Origin of the sequence: Kineothrix sp. MB12-C1 (assembly GCF_030863805.1) — a bacterium.
GTDB lineage: Bacteria > Bacillota > Clostridia > Lachnospirales > Lachnospiraceae > Kineothrix.
Genome location: NZ_CP132957.1, coordinates 3,850,541 through 3,868,622, shown reverse-complemented (window position 1 = coordinate 3,868,622; position 18,082 = coordinate 3,850,541). Strand labels below are relative to the sequence as shown.

General features: G+C 41.8%; 14 protein-coding genes and 1 tRNA gene. 1 reads left to right on the top strand and 14 read right to left on the bottom strand.

Annotated features, from left to right (window positions below; translation table 11 throughout):
• Positions 1-7: 7 nt before the first annotated feature.
• The 7 genes from rnc to pta all read right to left on the bottom strand — a co-directional run bounded on the left by rnc (position 8) and on the right by pta (position 5,338).
• Entirely contained in the window at positions 8-703 is a 696-nt protein-coding gene (rnc, locus tag RBB56_RS17810) for a ribonuclease III (protein ID WP_306720286.1), read from the bottom strand.
• Between the two features lie 78 nt (positions 704-781).
• Entirely contained in the window at positions 782-1,012 is a 231-nt protein-coding gene (gene acpP / locus RBB56_RS17805; RefSeq protein WP_306720285.1) for an acyl carrier protein, read from the bottom strand.
• Between the two features lie 15 nt (positions 1,013-1,027).
• The gene (gene plsX, locus RBB56_RS17800; protein WP_306720284.1) at positions 1,028-2,041 is read right to left on the bottom strand and encodes a phosphate acyltransferase PlsX; all 1,014 of its coding nucleotides are present in this window, start codon (positions 2,039-2,041) and stop codon (positions 1,028-1,030) included.
• A 155-nt stretch (positions 2,042-2,196) separates the two neighbouring features.
• Entirely contained in the window at positions 2,197-2,376 is a 180-nt protein-coding gene (gene rpmF / locus RBB56_RS17795) for a 50S ribosomal protein L32 (protein WP_306720283.1), read from the bottom strand.
• A gap of 2 nt (positions 2,377-2,378) precedes the next feature.
• On the bottom strand, positions 2,379-2,903 hold the full coding sequence (locus tag RBB56_RS17790) for a YceD family protein (RefSeq protein ID WP_306720282.1): 525 nt from the start codon (positions 2,901-2,903) through the stop codon (positions 2,379-2,381).
• Positions 2,904-3,019: 116 nt separating this feature from the next.
• Positions 3,020-4,216 carry an acetate kinase gene (locus RBB56_RS17785; RefSeq protein ID WP_306720281.1) on the bottom strand — a complete coding sequence of 399 codons (1,197 nt, stop codon included), beginning with the start codon at positions 4,214-4,216 and terminating at the stop codon, positions 3,020-3,022.
• Between the two features lie 120 nt (positions 4,217-4,336).
• Positions 4,337-5,338 (bottom strand): phosphate acetyltransferase, encoded by a 1,002-nt coding sequence (gene pta, locus RBB56_RS17780; RefSeq protein WP_306720280.1) that lies wholly within the window; start codon positions 5,336-5,338, stop codon positions 4,337-4,339.
• Between the two features lie 268 nt (positions 5,339-5,606).
• Between pta and RBB56_RS17775 the strand changes: the two genes are divergently transcribed.
• Entirely contained in the window at positions 5,607-6,860 is a 1,254-nt protein-coding gene (locus RBB56_RS17775) for a nucleotidyltransferase (protein ID WP_306720279.1), read from the top strand.
• 71 nt (positions 6,861-6,931) lie between these two features.
• On the opposite strand, the gene RBB56_RS17770 is transcribed toward RBB56_RS17775, so the two are convergent.
• From RBB56_RS17770 to RBB56_RS17740, 7 genes are all read right to left on the bottom strand, one after another.
• Complete coding sequence (locus RBB56_RS17770; protein WP_306720278.1) at positions 6,932-8,770, bottom strand: ABC transporter ATP-binding protein; 1,839 nt, start codon at positions 8,768-8,770, stop codon at positions 6,932-6,934.
• Positions 8,770-10,566, bottom strand: coding sequence for an ABC transporter ATP-binding protein (locus RBB56_RS17765; protein WP_306720277.1), 1,797 nt, complete (start codon positions 10,564-10,566; stop codon positions 8,770-8,772). The genes RBB56_RS17770 and RBB56_RS17765 overlap by 1 nt, the downstream gene beginning before the upstream one ends.
• Positions 10,567-10,789: 223 nt before the next feature.
• A tRNA-Gly gene (locus tag RBB56_RS17760) sits at positions 10,790-10,860 on the bottom strand.
• A gap of 57 nt (positions 10,861-10,917) precedes the next feature.
• Positions 10,918-12,696, bottom strand: coding sequence for a bifunctional homocysteine S-methyltransferase/methylenetetrahydrofolate reductase (locus RBB56_RS17755; RefSeq protein ID WP_306720276.1), 1,779 nt, complete (start codon positions 12,694-12,696; stop codon positions 10,918-10,920).
• 19 nt (positions 12,697-12,715) lie between these two features.
• Complete coding sequence (locus RBB56_RS17750; protein ID WP_306720275.1) at positions 12,716-14,956, bottom strand: ABC transporter substrate-binding protein; 2,241 nt, start codon at positions 14,954-14,956, stop codon at positions 12,716-12,718.
• A gap of 36 nt (positions 14,957-14,992) precedes the next feature.
• On the bottom strand, positions 14,993-16,072 hold the full coding sequence (locus RBB56_RS17745; RefSeq protein ID WP_306720274.1) for an ABC transporter permease: 1,080 nt from the start codon (positions 16,070-16,072) through the stop codon (positions 14,993-14,995).
• 19 nt (positions 16,073-16,091) lie between these two features.
• Positions 16,092-18,080, bottom strand: a complete 1,989-nt coding sequence (locus tag RBB56_RS17740; RefSeq protein WP_306720273.1) for an HlyD family efflux transporter periplasmic adaptor subunit — start codon at positions 18,078-18,080, stop codon at positions 16,092-16,094.
• Between the last annotated feature and the right edge of the window lie 2 nt (positions 18,081-18,082).

Here is an 18,082-nt window from a genome sequence, read left to right as displayed (position 1 = left end):
ACTCCCATTACCTATTTTTCTTCATACATAGAAGTGTTTCATATGCGGCCTGCTGTTCGGCCGCCTTCTTGGTCTTGCCTGAGCCTCTTCCCATCAAGGTACCATTGACTCTGGCAGCAACGACGAAATTCTTACTATGATCCGGACCGCTCTCCCCGACTAATTCATAACGAAGAGTCCCTTTGCTATCCTTTTGCACCTCTTCTTGAAGCAATGTCTTGCTATCATAGAAAAGTTCCTTATTCTCCAAATCGGATAATACAAAACGATGGATGAAGGTCCCTGCTTTCTCATAACCACCGTCCAAATAAATAGCACCGATAATTGCCTCCATCACGTCGGCAGTGATAGATTCCCGTCCCCTTCCTCCAGTTGTCTCCTCTCCTCTTCCAAGACGAATATACTGAGTCAATTCCAAATCTTCCGCACAATAAGCGAGGGAAGAACCGCAAACGAGTGTAGAACGCTTCTTCGTCAACATTCCTTCCGGCATTTCCGGATGGGCTTCATATAAAAAGGAACTCGTCACCAATTCTAAAACCGCATCTCCCAGAAACTCCAGGCGCTCGTAGTCCTGCCTTTTATTAATCTTCTGTTCGTTGGCAAATGAACTATGGGTAAGCGCCTGCCAAAGCAGATTCTTATCCTTAAATTGGTACTCTATTTTATCTTCCAACTGTTTAAAAGTTTCTTCCGTCAACATAACATACCCTCATAAACATCGAAAAAGCCCTATGAAAAGGGCTTTCGATACTCCACTGCAATCATCATCGCATAGTTACTAATTCATAGCATTTTTGATTAACTCAACCGCTTCTTCTACTGTACTGATCTTCTCAGCCTCTTCTGCAGGAATTTCAATATCGAATTCTTCTTCAATTCCCATAATAATCTGGAACACATCCAGAGAGTCAGCACCTAAATCATCCGCAAACGTAGTATCCAACGTAATTTCCTCCGGGTCTACATTTAATACCTCGGCAATTACTTTTTTTAATTTTTCAAATTCCATTTCTACAGCCCTTTCCTATTCGTTCTCAAAACTAATCTTTTCTTTTATTTTATCATTAATCTTCTGCTCGCTAAATGTGACACATTGGAGAACAGAATTTTTGATTTCTACTGATTTCGAACTGCCATGAGTCTTCACTACCAGGCCTTTTAAGCCAAGAAGCGGAGCTCCGCCATATTGTTCCAGGTCAAATGCCTTAAGGGTTTCTTTTAATGCCGGCTTTACCAACAGAGCACCTATCTTGCTGCGAAGGGTACTAAGCATCCCTTTCTTCACCATCTTAATGAGTGTTCCGCCGACTCCCTCATACAACTTCAAGATAACATTGCCGACGAAGGCTTCGCATACAATAACATCCGCATATCCCGATGGAATATCTCTCGCTTCTATGCTTCCGATAAAGTTAATATCCCGGCAACTTTGAAGCAGCGGAAAGGTTTCTTTCACAAGGGCATTCCCTTTATCTTCCTCCGCACCGATATTAACAATCGCCACCCTGGGATTCTTGATACCCATAGTGCTTTCCATGTATACACTTCCCATCCTGGCAAACTGTACGAGATGAGACGGTCTTGCGTCCACGTTGGCGCCGCAGTCGATTAAAAGTGAAGCTCCCTTCTCCGTCGGTATCAATGGTGCAAGGGGCGGTCTCTCCACTCCCTTTAGGCGCCCTACAATCACCTGCCCTCCAACTAAAGTAGCTCCGGTGCTGCCTGCCGATACATAAGCATCACATTCTCCGCTCTTCACAAGCTGAAGTCCCTTCACGATAGAGGAATCCTTCTTCCTGCGAATAGCCATAACAGGCGGCTCTGCCGTCTCTATCACCTCTGTCGCATTGATAATTTCCACTTGGGAAGACGGATAAGTATATTTCTTCAGTTCTTCCTTAATAGCATCTTCTATCCCCACCAGATAGACCTTAACATTGTTGCTTTCTTTCACCGCTTCTATCGCGCCTTTTACGATTTCACCCGGTGCATTATCTCCGCCCATCGCATCGATAGCAACTTTTACTAATTCTGACATATGCAGCCTCCTCATATCCTTCTTTAATATACTAAACCCATATATAAAAATCAAGATATTTTTATACATAACAATGTATTATTTTGTACTATTTTCTTAATTATAACGAAAAAAGGTTCTCCTAATCAAATAGGAAAACCTTAATGTTCTAATCATTAATCTACAGAAATGATTTCTTTTTTGTTATAAGAGCCACATTTCTTGCATACTCTGTGGGGCATCATTAACGCGCCGCACTTGCTGCATTTAACCAATGTAGGAGCACTCATTTTCCAGTTTGCTCTTCTCTTATCTCTTCTACCCTTGGAAGATTTATTCTTGGGACAAATAGACATTGTTACACCTCCTTATTTGCGTCAAAGATATCTTTTATCCTTGCCATCCTCGGATCGGGTACAAATGTATCACAAGCACATTGTCCTTCATTCAAGTCTTTCCCACACTGCATACAGATTCCTACACAGTCCGGCTGACATAAAACCTTCGTCGGCAAGTTCATAAAACACTCATTCTTAATCAAATCATCTATGTTAAGCTGGTAACCTTCCATGAAATTCTGGTCATCGTCTTCCGCGTCTTTCGTATATGCATCAGGTCCTTCTACGACTCTTGTAAAATCGAGAATCACTTTTTGCAAAACGGGCTTGAGGCATCTGTCACAATTCATGGCAAATGTAAGCTCCATCTTACCTTCTATAGACGCTTGGTTAGTTCCAATATTAGTCAAAGTAAGTGTCACCGGTGTCTTCTCGATAATCGGGAAATCCCCCAAACGGCTGTCAATCTGCACAATATCGATTTCTACCTGTTTTTCTACTACTTTGCCTTCAGATGTTAAAACATCAGTTAGGTTCATTAACATAGCTGACTCCTTATGAAAATAATCATTTTCACACTTTATCAATTATATCTATCGATTACTTTTTTGTCAATAGATATTTTATGTTATTGGTTACGGAGTGAACAGTAACTATTTTATCATTTGACAAGAGCAAAAGTTTCCCTCGCAATTGCCAATTCTTCGTTGGTAGGAATCGCAAGAACATTCGTCCTCGAATCCGCTGTGGTAATGATACCTTCCACGCCTCGCTTCGCATTCGCTTCTTCATCGATCTCAATTCCAAGGTATCCCAGATACGCGCATACCAGGGTACGGATAAATGCACTGTTCTCTCCAAATCCTGCGGTAAAACAAATAGCATCCACACCGTTCATCGCTGCGGTATATGCACCTACATACTTCGCCACATGATAAGCGAAAACTTTCATCGTACGAACCGATGCTTCCTCTCCCTTTTCATATGCATCTACCAAATCTCTGAAATCTGAGGAAAATCCATCGGAAAGTCCTAGCACTCCGGACTCCTTATTGAGCACATCCATAATTTCATCGATATTTTTGCCTTCTGTATCAGCGATGAATTTAATAATCGCCGGATCAATATCGCCGGAGCGGGTTCCCATAATTAAGCCTTCCAAAGGAGTCAGTCCCATGGAAGTATCCACGCATTTGCCATTTTTTATTGCAGAGATGCTGGCTCCGTTTCCGAGATGACAAACGATAATCTTCAAATCCTCGTAGTTGCGGCCTAATAGCTGAGCCGCACGATGGGATACATAAGAATGGCTCGTTCCATGGAAACCATATCTTCTTACCTTATATTCTCTGTAATACTTGTATGGAATAGCGTACATATAAGCTTCTTCGGGCATTGTCTGATGAAAGGCAGTATCGAATACAGCTACCATAGGGGTGCCGGGCATCAACTTCTTACATGCATCGATACCGATAAGATTAGCCGGGTTGTGAAGAGGAGCGAGCGTGTTGCACTCTTCAATTGCCTTAATAACCTCATCCGTAATCATAGTGGAAGAAGCAAACTTCTCTCCGCCATGGACAATTCGATGTCCTACCGCGCCGATTTCTTTAAGACTTTTCACTACTCCGTTTTTCTCATTCGTCAACGCTTCGAGCACAAGGCGGATAGCCTCTGTATGATCTCCCATAGGCGTTACTGCTGTTACCTTTTCTCCGCCTGTAGGCGCATATACGAGTTGGCTTCCTTCTATACCGATTCTTTCACAAAGCCCTTTTGCAATTAACTTCTCATCTGTAGCATCGATTAACTGGAACTTAAGGGATGAGCTGCCACAGTTTATTACTAATATATTCATCTTTATTTCTCCTGGATTTTCTTACGAAATTCTTTCTTCTTATCGCATTATAATTTATTCTCTAAAGAGTGTTTTACTCTTTAGGCAGTTTATACATATATTTATATTATCTGTATCCGATTAAGCAAGCTGTGCCTGCACGGCTGTCAAAGCCACAACGCCGACAATATCCTGCCAGGAACATCCGCGGGACAGGTCATTAACCGGTCTTGCAATTCCTTGAAGCATCGGTCCGTAAGCTTCCGCTTTCGCAAGTCTCTGTACAAGCTTATACCCAATATTACCGCTATCCAAGTTAGGGAAAATTAAAACATTGGCATTTCCTCCTACCGGACTTCCGGGTGCCTTAGACTTAGCTACCTGGGGCACCAAGGCAGCATCTGCCTGCAATTCTCCATCCAACATCAAATGAGGATATTCTTCCTTCGCAATCTTCGTCGCTTCCACAACCTTATCCACGAGAGGATGTTTCGCACTTCCTTTCGTCGAATGGGATAGCATGGCGATTATCGGTTCTGTTCCCACTAACTGGCGGAAACTCGTAGCACTGGAATCTGCAATAGCTGCAAGCTCTTCCGCCGTAGGATCTTGGTTCAGACCACAATCTGCAAAAAGAAAAGTTCCATTATCTCCATATTCACAATTCGGTACATCCAGAATAAAGAAGCCTGATACGAGCTTTACTCCGGGGGCTGTCTTAAGAATCTGCAACGCCGGGCGTAGTGTATCCGCTGTCGCATGACATGCACCTGCCACCATTCCATCCGCTTCTCCCGCCTTTACCATCATAACAGCGAAGGTTAAATAATCGGTTAAGAGAAGTTCTTTCGCTTTTTCCATCGTCATTCCCTTAGCTTTTCTTATTTCATATAATAGATTCGTATATTCTTCCAACTTGTCCGTCTGAGCCGGATTTATAATCTTAGCACCGCCGAGCTCTACCTCCAGCCAGCTGGCACCATCCATAATTTTCTCCTCATTGCCTACCATAATAATATTCGCGATTCCCTCTGCAATAATATGGGATGCAGCAATTAACGTTCTCTTATCCGTAGTCTCCGGCAGAACGATTGTCTTTTTGTTGCTCCTTGCCTTTTCTTTAATAATATCGATATAGGACATATCCTATTCTCCTTCCTCTTTTCTTATCGTATTTGTTCCAAAAGAACAATTTTCCCCATTTTCATATACCTTCATTTTGTATACAAAAATTATACAAGATTTGAATACCGCATACAAGATGAAATTTATAAGAAAACCTATAAATATTGTGCTAAATCAAATACAAAACTAATGTTACAAACTAATCCTTACCAATTACTGTATGAATTGTATTCTATGTAAATTCATGCTATTATAACCGAAAAGAACGACTGGAAAGGCAGTATAAATGAAAACAGCAGGTATTATCGTAGAATACAATCCCTTTCATAATGGACATAAATATCATATCGAACGAACAAAGGAATTAACAGGTTGTGATTTTGTAATTGCGGTGATGAGCGGTAATTATATGCAGCGAGGTGTTCCTGCTGTTATCGATAAATATGCCCGCACTGAGATGGCACTTCGAAATGGTGTCGACTTGGTGCTGGAACTTCCCCTCTTCTATGCATCTGCGAGTGCAGAGTATTTCGCTCTTGGCGCTGTCTCCCTTTTGAATAAACTGGAGGTCACAGATTCCTTATGTTTTGGCAGTGAATGTGGCGATGTGCATATTTTATCAGAAATCGCTTCCGTCCTTATTGACGAGCCGACTCTTTACAGGGAAGTTTTGCAAGCACGGCTTAGAAAAGGCTTATCCTATCCGAAAGCGAGAAGTGAAGCTATTTCAACCTGTCTCTCTTCCCCTGCATACGTAGAAGCGATCTCATCTCCGAACAACATTCTCGGTATTGAATATATAAAAGCGTTGAAACGAATGGAAAGCAGGATACATCCTTATACCATTCAAAGAAAGGGCGGCGGCTATCATGACACCTCCCTCATAGCAGATTTTAAAGAAGATGCGTCTCCTAAAAGCTCTGCCTCCGCCATTCGACAGTCCATGAATGGTATCGATGGACTCTTTTCCATAGAAGATCATGTTCCGCCCTCCGTCTATGAACGGTTAAGCGATTCTTATCAAAAGAGCTTTCCTATAAGAAGTGATGACTTTTCTCTCTTATTAAAATATAAGCTTCTATCAGAGGAAGAAGAGGGATATACGAAATATGTGGACGTATCTTCAGATTTATCGGATAAAATAAAGAAAAACTTACGTTTTTACAGGAGCTTTGAACAGTTCTGTGAATTGCTCAAATCCAAAGATATGACTTATTCCCGTATCAGCCGCTGCCTCTTACATATCCTTTTGGATATAAAAAAGGAGGAACTTACCACTTTCTTAAACGGTGATTGTATCTATTATGCCAGAATGCTCGGATTCCGAAAAGAAGCGGAAGAATTATTACACGAAATCCGAATCCATTCCTCCATTCCTCTTATTTCCAAATTGGCAGATGCCGCTCCCTTTCTTAACGAAGCCGGAAACAGGATGTTGAAAAAAGAAATTCAAGCTTCTCATATTTATGACAGTGTTGTTGCTCATAAGTTCGACTGCGATAGCACGAGCGAATATAGCAAACGGCTGGTTATCCTATAGGCGGATGGCCAGCCGTTTACCTAATAGTTACTTTTATTCTATTAATTTCATTTCATTACTGCGGTTTACTTTTATGCGGTAATTTCTTCAAACTGAGATTGATACAATTCTGAATAGAAGCCTTTTTGTGCTAACAACTGCTCATGATTCCCCTGTTCGATAATATCCCCATCCTTCATTACAAGGATTAAATCCGCATCGCGGATTGTTGAGAGGCGATGGGCGATGACGAAACTGGTTCTTCCTTTCATCAAGTTATTCATAGCCTTCTGAATACGAGCTTCTGTTCTCATATCCACAGAACTCGTCGCTTCGTCAAGGATCATAATCTTACTGTCTGCAAGGATTGCTCTGGCAATCGTGAGAAGCTGTTTCTGCCCTTGGGATACATTGCTCGCTTCTTCATTCAATTCCATTTGGTAGCCACCCGGAAGTGTCTGAATAAAATGATGGGCATGAGCTGCCTTTGCTGCCTCAATCACCTCTTCATCGGTAGCATCCAGCCTACCGTAACGGATATTTTCCATAATCGTGCCTTTAAACAGCCAGGTATCTTGTAATACCATACCGAAAGCTTTTCGAAGCTCACTTCTTTCAAGCTCCTTAATGTCGTGTCCGTCTACGAGAATCTTTCCGCCATTCACATCATAAAAGTGCATCAAAAGCTTCACCATCGTTGTCTTACCCGCTCCCGTAGGTCCTACGATCGCTACCTTCTCACCAGCCCTTACCTGACTGCTGAAATCGTGAATAATAATCTTATCAGGGTGATAACCAAAGCGTACATGTTCAAAACTTACATTCCCCTCCAGATTATCAAGGAAAAGTGCCTTCTCTCCTCTGTTTTCCTCCTCTTCACCCAAGAATTCAAAGACTCTTTCCGCCGCTGCTGCCATAGACTGAAGCATATTCGATACTTGTGCCACTTGAGCGATCGGTTGGGTAAAGTTTCTTACATATTGGATAAATGCTTGGATATCTCCAATTTGGATACTCCCTTTAATTACTAAAAAGCCGCCGCTTACCGCAACTGCTACATAACCTAAGTTACCTACAAAGTTCATAATCGGATGCATCATTCCGGAGAAAAATTGAGACTTCCAGGCAGACTGATAGAGAATCTCGTTAGTCTCATTGAATTCTTTCAGTACCTGTTCTTCTCTGTTGAAAGCTTTTACAATGTTATGGCCTCCATAAATTTCTTCTACCTGCCCGTTAATCTTACCTAAATATTTTTGCTGAGATACGAAGTATTTTTGGGAGAACTTCACAGTCACCCCAATAAGAATACCTGATACAGGCAGAATTACAAAGGCAATCAATGTCATGAGCGGACTAATGCTTAACATCATAATAAGCACACCGATAATAGTGATGACTGAAGTAATAAGCTGGGTGATACCTTGATTCAGACTCTGTCCTAAGGTATCCACATCGTTAGTAATACGAGACAGAACTTCTCCTACCGGCTTCGACTCAAAGTATTCAAAGGGCATACGATTAATTTTCTGTGAGATCTCCTGTCGAAATCTATAGCTAAGTTTCTGTGAGATTCCTGTCATAATAAATCCCTGAATAAAGGATAGCACCGCACTAAATACATATAATCCGAGCAATACAAGAAGAATCTGCCATATCTTATCAAAGTTGATTCCTCCGGTTCCTGCGTACTTACCCATAAGTCCGTTAAATATTTCGGTGATTGCCCTACTCATTATCTTCGGTCCTACAATACCAAAGGCAGTACCGCCTATGGCAAAAATCACCACTGCGATCAATCCATACTTATAAGCACCCATGTATCGTAACAACTTACCGGTTGTACCCTTGAAGTCCTTAGCCTTCTCCCCCGGCATCATTCCGCTTCCAGGCCCATATGACCTTTTTTGAGGTTTACTTTGCTCACTCATTATGCCATACCTCCTTTCAGTTCTTCCTCCGATAGCTGTGCTCTGGCGATCTCCTGATACGTTTCACACGTACGAAGAAGATGTTCGTGAGTACCGATGCCGACCATTTTTCCTTCCTCCAGGACGATAATCTGATCCGCATGTAATATAGTGCTGATTCTCTGGGCTACAATCATTACCGTGGACTCGGATAGCTTTTCATGTAATGCCTTTCGAAGCACCACATCTGTCTTGTAATCAAGGGCTGAGAAACTATCGTCGAACAAGCACACCTTTGGTTTAGATGCAATAGCCCTTGCAATCGAAAGCCGCTGCTTCTGTCCACCCGATACATTGGTTCCTCCCTGAGAAATCTCACTCTTATAAGTATCCGGCTTGCTATCGATGAATTCCTGAGCCTGAGCGATAGACGCCGCTTCCTTCATCGCTTCATCGTCGATAAAATCTCCGGCAAATTTAATATTCGACTCAATATCTCCGGAAAATAACACTCCCTTTTGCGGTACATAGCCGAGGATACTGCGAAGTCTATGTTGAGATAAATCTCTAATATCAATTCCATCTATCGTAATCTTCCCTTCTGTCACATCATAGAATCTGGGAATTAATTGAATCAATGTAGATTTGCCACATCCGGTACTGCCAATGATCGCAGTCGTTTTACCCGGTTCGGCGGTGAAAGTGATATCTACAAGGGCATCCTCGTCAGCCCCCGGATAACGGAAGGATACATTATCAAAAGAAAGCACTCCTCTTAAACCATCAACTTCTCTATCCTTCACAATTTCCTTATCGTGAATGGAAGACTCCGTATTGACTACCTCTTCAATACGCTCTGCTGCCACCCCTGCACGAGGAAGCATTACAGAAATCATAGTAATCATCAAAAATGCCATTACAATCTGCATTGTATAAGTAATGAACGCCAGCAAATCTCCTACTTCCAGATTACCCATATCAACACCTTGTGCACCGAACCACACGATCATAACAGTAATTCCATTCATAATCAGCATCATCACAGGCATCATAAAGGTCATAACACGATTCGTGAACAACTGATTCTTCATCAACTGTCTACTCGCCTCATCAAAACGTTTCTCTTCAAATTCCTCTCTATCAAAAGCCCGGATGACCGGAATACCGGTTAATATCTCCCTGGAAACGAGATTCAGCCTATCGATTAAGGGCTGCATCTTCTTAAATTTGGGCATAGCTATTATCATAAGGCTTCCTACCAAAACAGTAATCGCAGCAACTGCCACCCCGATGATCCATCCCATACCGGTTCTTGTGCCGGATACCCTGATAACACCGCCAATTCCTATGATGGGAGCATACAATACCATGCGAAGCAGCATGACCGATACCATCTGTACTTGCTGGATATCATTCGTACTTCTTGTAATTAACGAAGCGGTTGAGAACGTCTCCATCTCCGCATTGGAAAAGGAAATAACACGATGGAAGACCCTACTCCTTAAGGACATACCAATCTTAGCGGATACTCTGGCTGCAATCAGACTCGATAGAATTGTCGTCAACATCATTACTACCGATAACCCTAACATAACAGCACCCTTAGATAACAAATAATGAGTCTGTATATAGGCAGGATCGCCACTTATTACTTCTGTCATCGCCGGATCAATACCGCCACGGCTTATGCCGATATCCACAATGTCTGCAGTATACTGAGGCAATGTTAGATCACAGTAAGCCTGGAGAACTAAAAGAGCGATGATAATAGCTACAGAGGCTTTTGATTCACCTAAATATTTCAAAATTTTAAACATAAATTTGCTTTTAACTCCTTTTCATAATCTTTCCCTTTAAAAACTTGCAATAATCATCTATCATACTCTTCTCTTAGCTTTGATTCAATTAAAAAATTATTAAATTATTAGATAATTTCATAGAAAAGACATTTCTGCAAAAAAATAAAGAATCTGCTTGGAGATTCTTCGCGTATGAATAGTGCGAATAAAATGAAAAAGGGCCTTGAAAAAGACCCTTTCAAGCAGATAGCGGGAGTCGAACCCGTCTCTCCGGCTTGGGAAGCCGGCGTTCTGCCGATGAACCATATCTGCACAAATCATACCTCATCAAGATATAATAAAACAGCTTCTCTGATTGTGCCTGTGTGTTCAAAAAATTCGATTTAAGAGAGAAACCCTGTTAAACGGGATAGAAAAGTAATATCCGTCTACAAAATCATCTGTATAACCCATCACCTTCTTAGCGATTTCTATACCCGCATTCTCCCCTTCTTCCCGTGTCATATCGGGGGAAAAGTGAGCGAGCACTTCTTCTGTCACATTAATTCCTGTCATTTCGTTCTTAATAAAAAGAGCATTCCGGTAACTTACTAAAGGCATAATCCCACATAGAATTCTTGCCCCTGTCTCTTCCTTCACAATGCGCAGCTTCTCAGCTTCCTCCTGCGTAAAGATTGGCTGCGTCAGGAAAAACTCCGCTCCCTGCTGCATTTTTTTCTTCACCCGTCCCACTTCTACATTCAGATTCGGTCTGTTGTGGTTCAGCGCACCGCCAAATACAACGGGATCCTTCGCAAATTCTTCCTGATTCAGTTCATCCAGCATCTTCATCAACCCTACCGAATCGAAGTTAAATACACTTTTCACTTCCTGTCTTATTAAAGTAGGCACCGGATCTCCCGTAATAACGAGCATATTCCTTATTCCATTAATGTATGCCCCTAAAAGCTGGGAGCGCATTCCTATCGCATTCTTATCCCTACAGCATATATGCGGCATTACACAAAGTCCTGTCTCCTTTGCAGCCTTCATACTCATAAGCACGGAATCTGCCCTGGTTCTTCCAGAAGGGGAATCAGGGAAAGTAACAACATCCGCAATTCCTTCTTTTAATTGAAAAACAGCTTCCATCACTTTTTCATCGTTCGCTCCGGGAGGAGGCGAAATCTCCACCGCAATCAACTTCTCTCCCGGCTTCTTATCTTTCCAGAAACTATTATCCTTTACACTCTGCTGCGTTCTTTCCTCTATACCCTGGATGGACAGCTTCTTTTCTCTTTGGTGTATGTCGATCATTTCCTTCATACGACGGATATAGTCAGGATTCGTACCACAGCATCCACCGAGGAAATCTACTCCCTTCAAAGAAATCTCGTTCATCTTTAAGGTAAAGTATTCTGCATTATCCCTGAAAATCATGCGGTTCTTAATTAACTTAGGATATCCTGCATTGGGAAGGGCGGTTACATACTTGCCTTCCGGCCAGTCAACGGCATCGATAATTGAGAACATGTGCCCGGGACCTACGCCGCAATTAAAGCCCAGTGCATCAATTTCACTAACCTTTCCGGCATCCTGTATCAGCCTTCCCGCGCTGATTCCCGCATTACTATAACCGTTCTGATTCACACAGAACTGCACGATAATAAAAACTTCCCGTTCTTTCTTTATCTCCTTTATTACCGGCAGAATCCTATCCATATCCGTAAAGGTTTCGAAAATAAGAATCTGTGCACCTTCCTCCAGGAAGGTATCACATATTAATTTGTATTCCAGATAGGTTTCTTCTTCAGAAATTCCATGGCTTCCCGGAATCGGACCGATATCACCTGCCAGAAAACAATCCTCTCCCGATATCCTTTTGCTTTCTCTGGCAGCTTCGGTCGCATGCTTCCACGCTGCCCTTATATTTTCCGCCAATCCTTTTTCATCACACTGAAGACTCTCTTTGTTCGAGGCAAAAGTGTTCGTCCGCACCAGCACGGCTCCAGCGTCCAGATAACTGCTGTGTATCTTTTTCACCAGCTCCGGATGCTGTATATTCGCCTGTTCGGGAAGTATTTCATCATCGAACAACGCTGAAAAGTAGGTGCCGAATGCCCCGTCGCATATTATTTTCTTATCTTGCAAATATTCATGAATCTTCATCTATTTTCTCCGAAATATCTTATCTATTTTCGTTTACATAAATCTGCACTCTGCTTTGGATAATATCCGCCACTTCCTTCGCATTCTTCTGTCCTGAAAAATAAGGCGCAGCTTCTTCTGAAATAATATTTATCAGATTTTCATCATAGGTATGAGGACGATCTACCGACATAATGAAGTTCATTACATCATCCACCTCTTCCTTTGTAATCGGATCGATCTTAATCTCTACATCCCCTACAAAATACGATTGAGCGTAACCCACCATATTTCCAAAGGAATCTTCGTAAGGTTCTGTTCTCATCGCCTCTTCGGCCATAGTTTCAACACGTGCCAGACTTAAGGGCCATCCATAACTGATTGAGTTTTGATATTCATCCATTAAGAAGTATCGCATAAATTCCCATGCACCCTCTTTATGCTTCGATTTCGCCGCCATTACCAAATCCAAATTCGGAATGATGGTAGAGCCGTTTCTATCTTCTGCCGGGAAGCCTTTGAGAGTAATATCCACTCCAAAAGTTCCTTTCTTCATATAATTATATGAAGGAAAGCCGTCCAGATAACTAATGGATAAAAGCACCTTGTCATCCCGCCACAGACTGTCATAACTACGCCAGAACTCATCATTGTAGTCGCCATCATCATATTGCTCCGGGAATTGTTTCAAGAATTCCAGAAGCTGGATAAAGGCATCTGAATTATATTTACATTCACCTGTTTCCCAATTAATAAACTGTCCGCTGGACATCTGAATGCTATATTGCAACATACTGGCCCTTGTTTCTCTGGCGAATATCAAAGTACCTTCCGGCTTGCCCGCCATGACCTCATTCAGCTCTTCCAGTGTCCACCCTGGCTCCGCTCCTACATCGGAAGTCTTACCTGCCACTGTAAAAATGGAAAAGCTGGGAACCAACTGATACAGTTTTCCATTGGACTCATATGCCCTCAGTATATTTTGGAAGTAATCCTCTTTATTTAACTCTTCATCCTTATCGATATATCCATACAAGTCTTCAAACAGACCTTTAGAAATATAACTTTCTACCGGAAGGCTCGTATCCATCACAAGAATATCAGGCACATAGCCTGAAGCTATATCCGTATTTAGCCTTGTAAGGCCTACTGTATAATCTTCATCAGTATTATATTGTGAGTAGTCACGAATCTGAATACGGTATTTCTCATTTGTCTTATTGAACTGCACCACCTGATTGCGGATATCCCAACCAATTCCGTTGCAGCCAAGAGTTAATATCTTCTTATCCACTACATCTTTCGGGTCTACCTTCGTAAACTTCATCAATACCGTATTTCCTGTAAGATTATCGTTTATCATACCATAGAATTCCGTCTCACTCACCGGAACAATACTATAGACGTAGGAAGCATTTAAATCGGAGTCAATAAAGTTCATAAGCTCCGTCACTTCCTCATCCCCCAGATTATAACCATATACTCCCACATTGCTTACAAGAAGTAAATCATGACTGATACCCGGAAAATAACTATACATAGAGGAAATGCCAGGGACATAATACTCTTCGGACTTCTCACCCGTCTCGATATCCATCTTCTGCAGCATATATTTGTTATTCTCACTGCTATAAGACATGTTCAAAATAGTACCATCCGTAAGCTGTATAAGATCCCCCATATAGGAATCTTCTTCCTGCTTTACCTTTTTGAGCACATTCCCTTGTGTATCATACAGCGTCAATCCATAGGCGTCCGCAATAGCAATACGTCCATCGCCTAAAATCTTCATCCAGTTCACACCATAATAAGAATCTTCTCCTTCGCCCTTCAAAGACTGTTTCCAAAGCTCGTTCCCTTCCCCATCCATTTTGAGGAGGTAGTAATTCTCCTCCCATACATAGTTCTCCGGATCGCTGTTATCCTCGAAATACTCATTCAAAACGCAATAATAATTTCCTTCATCATCTACCGTTAACGATCCCATGTATTGATTGTTCGTTAAAGTAAGAGTAACCATGGAAGATTCCGAGCCGTCCAATTTCTTTTTCACAATATAGGTCTCTCTCGACTCTTCCATCCAATTATATCCTATAATATAGAGGGCATCCTCACGCAGGAAATAGTCAGAAATGGTATTCTTATCCTCCACTTCCTCAATGGAAACTTCTTCCATTCTATAAACATGCTCCTTTGTTGCTTTCGACTCTTCTGAACCTCCGCCACAAGCAGTAAGTGATAATACCATAATAGCTGCTAATAGACCCACTATTTTTTTCATATAGTTCTCCTCCTCTTCTAATGGTATTACTCTATCTTAGAAATATTTCCACTTACTTTTTTCTTTCTGAAAACGATTCCCAATGTTCTCTTTCCATACCCCAAGGAAATGAATTACATCTCTCCATGTCCATTTCTTTCGCTTCCAAAGTAAAATTAGTGTAATAATCATAATTCCTGCCGGAATCATAAGTGTTATAATCTGTAACGCTAGCACGATAGCAAAAATATCCTCCCATCCTCTCGCCACATTCTCCCAATAAGGATAACCGATAGCATAAGAATTCATGGACCGCGTTCCCAATTCGGAAATAACGGTAAATAAGGATTTGAAGCCGTATCTTGCAGAATTCTCGACCACTTGCATTCCTACCTCATCGATACCGAACTTCTCTTTCACCTTCGCATAAGCAAATCCACTGACCGGATTAGGCATAACGATTTCATAAGCGCCAACACCGCTTATACTTCCCATAGATGCCAGTGTCTCATAGGAAACAAAGGCATAGGTTTTATTAAGCCCTGCGGCCTCTTGCATTCTTCCATCCGCTCTTTTTATTACACCTGAGATGTAGTGAGGAGTCCCTCCGATGGAGACTTCCATTCCGGCTACATCGCTGGAACCAAATAACTGCCATGCAGCATCCTCATCAATAATAATTTTATCCTGCATCAAGTCGTTGCCCGAGAAATAGGATCCGCTAACAAGTTGCATCGGATGAAATAAGAAAAAATCGCCACCGATTCCCGCTGCATCTACTTCCAAAGATACCTTGCCGCTCTTAATCGTCACTTTACCTTGCGCACTATAAGCATCTGCCCATAATCGCGCATTTTCATTCGGCGGTGTTATTGAGGATTCCAAAAGAACTGCATCCATTTGATATCCAAAACCCAAAATCTTATTTTTATCTACTCCTGTACCTTCAGCAAAATAACAGCTTATCTGCGCCACATCATTCTCAGCCGACCACCTGCCTGCCACATTTTGATCCAGCAAAGCTTGTTTCTTCACCGTGGCGAAGATGGTAAGCCCTGCCCATAAAAGCAGGCAAAAGACTACGACCGCAGACAACACGATTTGTTTTACCGTAAGATTCCTCCAAAAATTTTTCATAATATATTAACCTGCTGCCTTAATCTGTTAAACGAACTTGCTTGCCCGCTTCTACCGGCTTCGTCGCCGTAGTAATTACATATTCATAACCATAAAGTCCTGCCGAAATCGCCGTATGGGTATCATCGGAAGCGAGAACCTCCACATCGATTCTTGTCGCTATATAACGATTGCCCAGAGGACTGCTCTTCGATTCCACAATAAGGATAAACTTACCGTTATTGTCCTCTCTAATCGCACTATTAGGCACAACCAGCTCATAATTAGCACTCTTTTGCCCCACTGCAAGGCTCAGTGACTGCCCCGCCTGCACATCTCCTTCCACATTAAATGTAAGAAGCTTCTTCTGTGCCGGATCTTCCTTATCGGGCTTAATGGATACAAGCGTTGCTTTTACCTCGTCATAATACCACGCATTTTGCAATTCCGCTATATCACCGACAGAAAGCTTCTTCGCCTGTTCCGTCGTTGCGGAGAAAGAAAGGGTAAAACCTTTACCTTCCGGCTGAATCACTGCCAATACCTCTTCCGGTTTGGTCGATTCTCCGGCTACATGATTGATGGATGTAATAGTTCCTGTCACAGGCGCCACCACATTGGCTCCTACTGATTTTTCCTTCAATTTTTCTATTTCAGCTTCCTTCTGAGCTATTTGCGTATTCTTAGCGCCAAGAGTTAACTCCGCTGTCAATGTCTTTATTAATTCGCTTCGTTCCTCTCCAATTTTAGTTATCTCGGCCGTAATATTAGACACTTCAGTTTCAGATGTCGTTTTATTATTATTGGCCTCTGCGAGTTGTTTATTTAAATCATTTTTTTCACCCGTCTTTTCTGCATCGATCTTTTTATTATTTAATGCACTTTGTGCCGATGACAGAGAATTATTGGCATTTTTCAGATTGCTTTCCGCGCCTTGCAAAGAACCCTGCAAAGATGCTAATAGTGTGGAATTACTATTATAGCTTTTCAAAGTTTTAATCGCTTCATTCAATTCCGCAGTGGCTACATTCAATTGGTACTCAGCTGCATCATATATAAATTTCTTAATCTCATTATAATTATTCTGAGCGGTCTCCAGATTCTTCCTAGCAGCCTCAATAGCCCCTTCATCCCCGGAAGCCTCTGCTGTTGCCAAGTCATTTTCTGCTGTTCTTAATTTGGTTTCTGCCTCTTTTAGTTGATCGGATGCATTTGTAAGATTAGTTTCCGCATCATCTTTCTTCTTCTGATATTCAGCAATTCCACCAGATGAACTTACTTTTCCATCTTCATCAGTTACAATCGTCCCAAGAAGTCCTGCCGCTTTCTTAAGCTGCTCTTGTATCTTATTTACCTCACCTTCAAGTCTGGTCACTTCTGCCTTTGCGCTATCAACATTATTTTGTGCTGAATTTACAGCCTTCTCTTCTCCAGTCGTATCTACAGTCACCGCTTCGTTCAAATTCTTTTGGCCGGTTAAATTGTTCAAGGTATCCTGTACGTTCTGTTGGTTTGCCGTTGCCGCAGTCAAGCGATTCTTCGCTGATTCTAATCTACTGTCGATCGATGCAAGCTGTGCCTGATAAGATGCCAGATTTCCCGTCTTTCCATTTTCCACCTTATTTATAATATCACTCGTAATATCTCCGGTAAACAGACCCGTCAAATAAGCTAACCGCAATTCATCCAATTCTTTTTCAGCGGCTTTCAATTCTTCACTCTCCACATCCTCCAGATAGAAAAGCACAGAATCTTTTTCTACTGTATCACCATTTTTTACATTTACGCTTTCTATTTTTCTGCTTTCGTTTATCACTACATTATAAGGATCAGTAGCCTCTAAATTCCCGGTTCCCCTTACCTTAGCTGTTATCGTTCCGCTCTGTACGTACTCCGTCGCTACCTCGGGCAGAGAATAGTTCATTATTGTATTGGAAAAAAAGGTTAGAACCAGCATAATTGTCAAAAATATAATGGCTGCATTCTTTACCCATTCCCTTCTTTTGGCTGCTTTTGAATTCTCATTCATTT

Excerpts from the sequence above, each read along its gene's own strand:
- RBB56_RS17790 (WP_306720282.1), bottom strand. The coding sequence starts at position 2,903 with ATGTTAATGAACCTAACTGATGTTTTAACATCTGAAGGCAAAGTAGTA.
- RBB56_RS17775 (WP_306720279.1), top strand. The coding sequence starts at position 5,607 with ATGAAAACAGCAGGTATTATCGTAGAATACAATCCCTTTCATAATGGA.
- rpmF (WP_306720283.1), bottom strand. The coding sequence starts at position 2,376 with ATGTCTATTTGTCCCAAGAATAAATCTTCCAAGGGTAGAAGAGATAAG.
- RBB56_RS17765 (WP_306720277.1), bottom strand. The coding sequence starts at position 10,566 with ATGTTTAAAATTTTGAAATATTTAGGTGAATCAAAAGCCTCTGTAGCT.
- RBB56_RS17745 (WP_306720274.1), bottom strand. The coding sequence starts at position 16,072 with ATGAAAAATTTTTGGAGGAATCTTACGGTAAAACAAATCGTGTTGTCT.
- RBB56_RS17755 (WP_306720276.1), bottom strand. The coding sequence starts at position 12,696 with ATGAAGATTCATGAATATTTGCAAGATAAGAAAATAATATGCGACGGG.
- pta (WP_306720280.1), bottom strand. The coding sequence starts at position 5,338 with ATGTCCTATATCGATATTATTAAAGAAAAGGCAAGGAGCAACAAAAAG.
- RBB56_RS17750 (WP_306720275.1), bottom strand. The coding sequence starts at position 14,956 with ATGAAAAAAATAGTGGGTCTATTAGCAGCTATTATGGTATTATCACTT.
- RBB56_RS17785 (WP_306720281.1), bottom strand. The coding sequence starts at position 4,216 with ATGAATATATTAGTAATAAACTGTGGCAGCTCATCCCTTAAGTTCCAG.
- RBB56_RS17740 (WP_306720273.1), bottom strand. The coding sequence starts at position 18,080 with ATGAATGAGAATTCAAAAGCAGCCAAAAGAAGGGAATGGGTAAAGAAT.
- rnc (WP_306720286.1), bottom strand. The coding sequence starts at position 703 with ATGTTGACGGAAGAAACTTTTAAACAGTTGGAAGATAAAATAGAGTAC.
- plsX (WP_306720284.1), bottom strand. The coding sequence starts at position 2,041 with ATGTCAGAATTAGTAAAAGTTGCTATCGATGCGATGGGCGGAGATAAT.
- acpP (WP_306720285.1), bottom strand. The coding sequence starts at position 1,012 with ATGGAATTTGAAAAATTAAAAAAAGTAATTGCCGAGGTATTAAATGTA.
- RBB56_RS17770 (WP_306720278.1), bottom strand. The coding sequence starts at position 8,770 with ATGAGTGAGCAAAGTAAACCTCAAAAAAGGTCATATGGGCCTGGAAGC.